This window comes from Pseudomonas sp. KCJK9000 (assembly GCF_046230725.1).
In the GTDB taxonomy this organism is placed as follows: domain Bacteria; phylum Pseudomonadota; class Gammaproteobacteria; order Pseudomonadales; family Pseudomonadaceae; genus Aquipseudomonas; species Aquipseudomonas promysalinigenes.
In genome coordinates this window covers 1-6,051 of the sequence record NZ_JBJJLN010000103.1, presented here as the reverse complement: position 1 = coordinate 6,051, position 6,051 = coordinate 1, and the positions used below count along the sequence as shown (strand labels likewise).

Below are 6,051 nucleotides of genomic sequence, written 5' to 3'. Positions count from 1 at the left end.
AGACCTAGACATCAAATCTACATTGCTTTCAGCGTGCTTTACCTTTGTATCCCAATTTGCACTTATTGTAGCAACACAAATGATAATACACACACTGGAAAAAGAGGCGCAACCAGAAGGACAACACACCTAATTATTAACCAACTTGCTTCCTAATCAACCCATTAGGTACGCTATTTTCGAATGTGACAAACAAATAAAAGGCTTTGACAAAAACTAGTCAAAGCCTTATTTCGTACCGCGCCGAGTTGCCGTCCTTGACAATCATGCCTCATCATATCCCTCACATCAATTAACAATCGCCAGGTGAAGCCGGCCACCCCAAGAAGGCAGTAACCGCCCCTTTTTATCAGGTGAAGCGATAGTCTCGACCTTGCATCTCATCGAGCGAAGTCAGCGTCACATTGAAGCGCTTGAACAGAGCAAAGAAATCCACGAGCCCCATCTCAACATGAAGCCTCCTGACGTCTACAGGCTCTCCTAGGGGAAGGTCGCTTATTCGGCCTGCGACGTTGTCGCGACTGGAAGCATCTATGATCAGGAATGTCACATCGACCGGATCCACGTGGGCTCCATGGTTCTCGCCGACATAAAGCTCAGTACCTACCAAGAACTCATCCTGGGACATATGTCCTTTTTGACGAAGCCAGTCTTCAGGGCCAACACCATCAGCCCTGTCAGCTGCTGAGCTCCCCTTCATGTCATTGTATTGTGTCGCTGCGCGAAGTGCCTCAACCGCCATGAGAATTTCCCTTTGATATGCCTGATTGAGGTATCAACTCTAGCAGAGGAATAGGCATCAAGATCTGACGCCTGCTCGAACGGCCGCCATGCCGTGCCGTGGCTAACCACGAAAAGCACTCGATTCATAATCACCTGCTAAGCTGAGCATTTTCCAGTAACTCACGGCCCAACTGAGAGCTATCGATGACAGCTTCTCCCTCCCTCACAGCAAGCGATGAGGTATGGCGCGACTACGCAACTGAATGCAATACCCAGCTAATGGATGTGCTGGCTGAATATCTCAGCGAACGCTTTGGGTACAAGCGGAAGTACGTGCGACAGACCCTTAGCACGCGCAGGGTTACTCTCACGGCTTACTCTCTGCGGTATGACCTATATTTCCGCCTCTTCCCACCACAAAGAGATTTCTGGCCGCGCGAATGCCTCATACTCGCCCGTATCATGTTCAAGCAGGAAAGAGCCGGCCACGGCCGCGCACTACTGGAATTGCTGATAAGCTTGGCACCGACCTTTGGCTTCAAGTACTTAGCAATCGAGAGTGCCAATGAAAAAGCCTCTGCCTTCGCGGCGCGGATGGGGTTCACCGCATTTGAAAACGGCAATCACTGGGTAGGGTCAATTGAGGACGTCAAGCGCGCTACGTGCGATGTCCAAGACCGGGGTACCACCCAACCCAACCAGGCATTGCCCCTTTCAGTGCCTCCGACTAAGCAGTAAGTCGGATAAGGAGTCGGAAAATGGCTGATAGGAACAGAAGTCCCAGGTACGCGGTGTTCCAGATGTATGAGCCCTTTCGAGAGTCGATCATCGAGGAGAATCGCTTCTATCTTGAGCAAGCCAAGATCAAGCTTCTATCCCAGTTTGACAACATAGATAGCGAGGCCAATGCAGCTGGAGACCGCTGGCTAGAAAAGCAGGCAGCCTACTGTATTTCGAGCACTGCTGACCCAGGTAGCGCCCTGGAGAATGCCTACGACCACAGCATTGAGTATCATCGATTGCTGAGCGAGATGCGGGATCAAACCCGGCTGAGCATCATCGCTGCCATGTACCATGCCTGGGACAAAAAACTCCGATCCTGGCTGGTTGATGAAATCAGAAAGTGGTGCTTTTCAGAAGAGGCCATAAACCAAGTATGGGCAGCCTCATTTGATAGAATCATCAAGCTTCTGACCTATACAGGACTCATCGAGAAGAATTCAGCCATCATCCAAAAGCTCAGCACGTATCGCTACGTGGTTAACGCATACAAGCATGGTGATGGGGCAGCTTTCGAACAGCTAAAGACAAATCATCGCGAGTTTCTGAAGAAGCCGCTCTTCGGCGACATACCATTTGAGCTGATCTGGACAGATTATACCGACCTCATGGTCGACGAGAGCCATTTGGATGACCTCTCCAGTACCATTAGCGAATTCTGGAACTCTATCCCTTCGGAAATCTTTGACGACACAATCGCCGAACTGCCCGACTGGTTTGCAGCTGCGATCAACAAGGCCTCCAAATAGCCTGCATAGGACACTTGGCCCTCTACTCATCCATTTAGAGATGGCCTTGGAGGCTACGCCCGGGGCGGTTTGAGATTGATTGGAGTCAAATCGCCGCGTCGTAGGCCGAAGGGTCTATCTCATAAATCACTTCTCCGGCCCTTCCAGCGAAGCTGAGTTAGCGAGCGAGCCAGGACTCGACTTCATCGCCACCGTATTCGGCTTTCCACTGCTTCAGCAAGGAGTGATTGCCACCTTTGGTTTCAATCACTTCCCCCGAGTGAGGGTTCTTGTATTTCTTCACTTGACGAGCGCGACGTGGGGCTTTCGCCTCAACGACCGGAGCAGCCCGACGGTTTGCCTGAGGATCCAGGATATTAATGATGTCACGCAAGCTGAAGCCGTACTTGGCCAGCAGGTCGCGCAGTTTGGTCTCAAATTCAATTTCTGCTTGCAGCTCGGAGCTGCCCTTGAGGGCTTCCAGCTCGGCGAGCTGAGCTGCCAATTTCTGCTCAAGTTGACGGAATTCTGCTAGACGCGACATAAATGCATATCCTTTAGTAAGGCTGAATAATCACAATGCTCCATCCTAAACGATTTTCACAAAGATAATATGAATTTTAATGATAGCTGGGGCTCTCCCCACCTGCTGCCTCCGGTTCAGGTGCAGATACCGCTACCTATCCTCAGGGCTAGTGCAATTGGAAAGCTATCGCAGCATCAACGGATGTCCATATGTCTCAATCAAGATAAGTTAGGCGGACGCTGACCGAATTAATTCCGCCCTCGCTCTCAATGCAACGATGTAGCAGGGATAGCTTTGGTGCTAAGGGCTTCTTCAACGTTGAAGTACATGGTCATTCTGGGCCACTCGCCGTACCAGGTTCTCCACCTCCTCCCTTGGCAAAATGTCCGCGCGTGCAAAATTGTGAATCGATACACCCTCTATCACAGCATCAAGAGCACGAGCGACGTCCGGACTGAAAAACTGCTCTAGCGCACGTCGACTGTCCGCCATCCACTCGACCCACAAAACATTCAAGCTATAGAAGCCAACAGCGTATTCGCATTCACCAAACTGTAGCTGGGCAGCTTCAACGACCACCCGATATTTGTTCGAGGCCCTTCGATGGCTACCGTAAAAAACAGACTACCAAGGTCAATGTCACTGATGTCGCAAAGGCGGCAGGAGTTTCCGTGGCCACCGTGTCTCGGAGCTTCAACCTACCAGCCCATGTCCGCGATGCTGTTCGCGAAAAAGTCCTGAAAATCGCTGGAGAGTTGGGGTACATGCCGAATGCTTCTGCGAAAGCCCTCAGGCTTCGAAAAACCAACATAATCGGTGCGATCGTCCCAACCCTTACGCACTCGATCTATTCCACAATGATGAATAGCTTTCAGCAAGAGATGGCCAGGTACGGCTATGTGGTCTGCATTCTGACGTGCGGTTTCGACTCAGCGGCAATCCTCAACTCCGCAAAAAAACTGATTGAACAAGGGGTAGAAGGCCTACTCGTGGTGGGCCAGATCAGCGATCAGGCCACCATCGATTACATCAACTCTCATCAAACACCAGTTGTGTGTACCTACTCATTCATCAGGGAGCATGCGTTCCCTTGCATTGGGTTCGACAACTATCAATCGTCGCAGGTGGTAGCTGAGTACATGCTCGGTCTGGGCCACCGAAATTTCTGCCTTCTAACAGGGCCCATGCAAGGCAACGACAGACAGCAGGCACGTACTCAGGCCTTCATTGACACACTCTCCAATTTTCACGAGGTATGTCGCTACAGGATGTACGAGTGCCAGCCAGAATTTACGATCTCGTTCGGTGAGCAGAGCTTGCGTCGCGCCCAGCTAGATTTCCCAGAGGCTACTGCCATCGTATGCAATAGCGACGTGATTGCTTTTGGGGTGCTGTCAGCTTGCAAACGCGTGGGGATCAACGTGCCTCAAGATCTTTCGGTCGTGGGGTTCGACAACCTGGAATTTTCCGAATACCTCAATCCCCCCTTACCACCTTAGCTATTCCGTCAACAGAGATGGGGCTACGGAGTGCAGAAGCGTTGGTTGCGAATCTTAAAAAAGGAACGACCATTAAATCCCAGCTCCTTAGCGCGCAGTTGCTGGTTCGACAATCCACAGCCACCCCCTCCAAATTTTTGTCGCCACCTGCCCGCCCTTGAACTGGAGGCATGGGGTCAGGTGGGTTTCGCACCTATATTGTCGACAGGTTTTCGACAGTCTGGCTGAGTGCGGATCTCAGCTCTCAGTTCTGGCAAGGCGTATTTCTGGTCATTACAGGATCGCTAATTTGCTGGTTCGCGACGAGAGAAAAGAGCCTTGTTGTAGTCCGAGCCTGCACAAGCCTAGCGATCGCGCCCTGATTCGTCTGAAGAGTGCCAGGCTAAGAACTGAACCCGCTGGGCTAGCCTCGCACCAAAAAAGCTGGTTTCATCAGAGCATGCAGCGTGCCACCTAACACGTAGCGCGGCAGGAAAATTTCGTCGTGGATAACAATGAAAAACCCAGAAGCTGTTGACAAGCAAAAAGGTTACCGGCGCATCATCCAGTCCATGACGGCGTTGCTGCAGTTCGAATCGGTCGCACGGTTGAATAGTTTCACCCTGGCGGGCGAAGAGCTGGGGGTCTCCCAAGCGGCCGTGAGTAAACAAATCCGTGGCCTGGAAGAGAATATCGGCGTACAGCTGTTCGAGCGCAACCATCGGAAATTCCACCTGACGGAAGCTGGCGAGACGCTGTTTGCAATCATTTCAGAGTCGTTGCAGAAGCTGGCTAGCGGGCTTGATCAAATCAAAGATCAAAATGAACGGGAGGAGATCGTTCTGGCATCTACTGCCACGGTTTTCCAATTCCGCATCATGCCGCGTCTGCACAGACTCGTAGACTACCTACCCAACGTACAGCTTCGGCTCGCCACACAAATGTTCACAGGTGATCTAAAGTCACCTGGCCATGATTTGGATATCCGCTTTGGGTATGGAAACTGGCCAGATGGAGAATCTATTCCTCTTTTTGAGGAGGAGGTTTTCCCTGTTTGCTCGCCCTCTTGGCTGGCACGCAATAAAATACCGACAACGCTTGCTGAGCTGGCGAATTCGGGATTATTGGAGTCAGATGCCACATCCGAAGGTTGGATGACTTGGTCAGGGTGGTTCTCCGAATTGGGCTCAGCAGCCATTAAGCTAAGATAAACCTGCGCTGCACTCTCTACACCGACGTTATAAACGCGTCAGTAAAAGGTTATGGAGTTGCACTTGGCTGGGGCCGCATGGTAGACCACTTAATTGAAAGTGGCGAGCTAGTAAAGCTTGGCTCATTTTCAGTAAAACCTCGGCAATCTTACTATTTGGTAATACCTAAAACGCGGAAAATCACCTCAAACACTCGCGCAATAGCTAAATGGCTTCAGAGCCAAGTTACATCCTAACCACACACTGATAGATTTCGATATCTCGTCCCTGTGTCTGTAGCCTAGCACGCTCAGGTTACCCCCCCATTCGCGTGCCAACATTGCTCGATCGCTGGCTTAGAAGTCAGGGCGAAGATAGCCGAGTGCCTCCACCACGTCTATTCGTCTTCATGCCAACGCCTTCTGCGCCAAGCACTCCTGGGTAGCGCTTGCGGGAGATCATTTGTATGTTTCTCCCGCCGATTTCTGGAGCACTCACATCACAGGGCCACTCCACACGCTCACACTGAATGCCAACAAGCCAATAGCCACCCACAGCCAGAATTTTCCTTGACGCATGGTCACCCCTCTAAGGACGAGACTTAGGATTTTAATTTAGAAATGACG

General features: G+C 51.2%; 6 protein-coding genes. 4 read left to right on the top strand and 2 right to left on the bottom strand.

Translation table 11 applies throughout. The annotated features are described in order from the left end of the window. Positions 1–349: 349 nt before the first annotated feature. Positions 350–742: a hypothetical protein gene (locus ACK59H_RS22515; RefSeq protein ID WP_060477706.1), complete on the bottom strand. Its 393-nt coding sequence runs from the start codon at positions 740–742 to the stop codon at positions 350–352. A gap of 185 nt (positions 743–927) precedes the next feature. Between ACK59H_RS22515 and ACK59H_RS22510 the strand changes: the two genes are divergently transcribed. Both ACK59H_RS22510 and ACK59H_RS22505 read left to right on the top strand, forming a co-directional pair. Further along, the gene (locus ACK59H_RS22510) at positions 928–1,461 is read left to right on the top strand and encodes a GNAT family N-acetyltransferase (RefSeq protein ID WP_060477707.1); all 534 of its coding nucleotides are present in this window, start codon (positions 928–930) and stop codon (positions 1,459–1,461) included. Positions 1,462–1,481: 20 nt separating this feature from the next. Further along, a complete protein-coding gene (locus ACK59H_RS22505) occupies positions 1,482–2,252 on the top strand; it encodes a hypothetical protein (RefSeq protein WP_060477708.1) in 771 nt (256 codons plus the stop codon). A 157-nt stretch (positions 2,253–2,409) separates the two neighbouring features. On the opposite strand, the gene ACK59H_RS22500 is transcribed toward ACK59H_RS22505, so the two are convergent. Next, complete coding sequence (locus tag ACK59H_RS22500; RefSeq protein WP_060477709.1) at positions 2,410–2,775, bottom strand: histone-like nucleoid-structuring protein, MvaT/MvaU family; 366 nt, start codon at positions 2,773–2,775, stop codon at positions 2,410–2,412. A gap of 518 nt (positions 2,776–3,293) precedes the next feature. Between ACK59H_RS22500 and ACK59H_RS22495 the strand changes: the two genes are divergently transcribed. Both ACK59H_RS22495 and ACK59H_RS22490 read left to right on the top strand, forming a co-directional pair. Further along, positions 3,294–4,256, top strand: a complete 963-nt coding sequence (locus ACK59H_RS22495; RefSeq protein ID WP_409264942.1) for a LacI family DNA-binding transcriptional regulator — start codon at positions 3,294–3,296, stop codon at positions 4,254–4,256. 494 nt (positions 4,257–4,750) lie between these two features. Then, positions 4,751–5,446: a LysR family transcriptional regulator gene (locus tag ACK59H_RS22490; RefSeq protein WP_230849742.1), complete on the top strand. Its 696-nt coding sequence runs from the start codon at positions 4,751–4,753 to the stop codon at positions 5,444–5,446. The last annotated feature ends 605 nt before the right edge of the window (positions 5,447–6,051 follow it).

What these genes read in the sequence shown, in the direction of transcription:
- ACK59H_RS22515 (WP_060477706.1), bottom strand. Translation starts at nt 742, where the DNA reads ATGGCGGTTGAGGCACTTCGCGCAGCGACACAATACAATGACATGAAG.
- ACK59H_RS22510 (WP_060477707.1), top strand. Translation starts at nt 928, where the DNA reads ATGACAGCTTCTCCCTCCCTCACAGCAAGCGATGAGGTATGGCGCGAC.
- ACK59H_RS22505 (WP_060477708.1), top strand. Translation starts at nt 1,482, where the DNA reads ATGGCTGATAGGAACAGAAGTCCCAGGTACGCGGTGTTCCAGATGTAT.
- ACK59H_RS22500 (WP_060477709.1), bottom strand. Translation starts at nt 2,775, where the DNA reads ATGTCGCGTCTAGCAGAATTCCGTCAACTTGAGCAGAAATTGGCAGCT.
- ACK59H_RS22490 (WP_230849742.1), top strand. Translation starts at nt 4,751, where the DNA reads ATGAAAAACCCAGAAGCTGTTGACAAGCAAAAAGGTTACCGGCGCATC.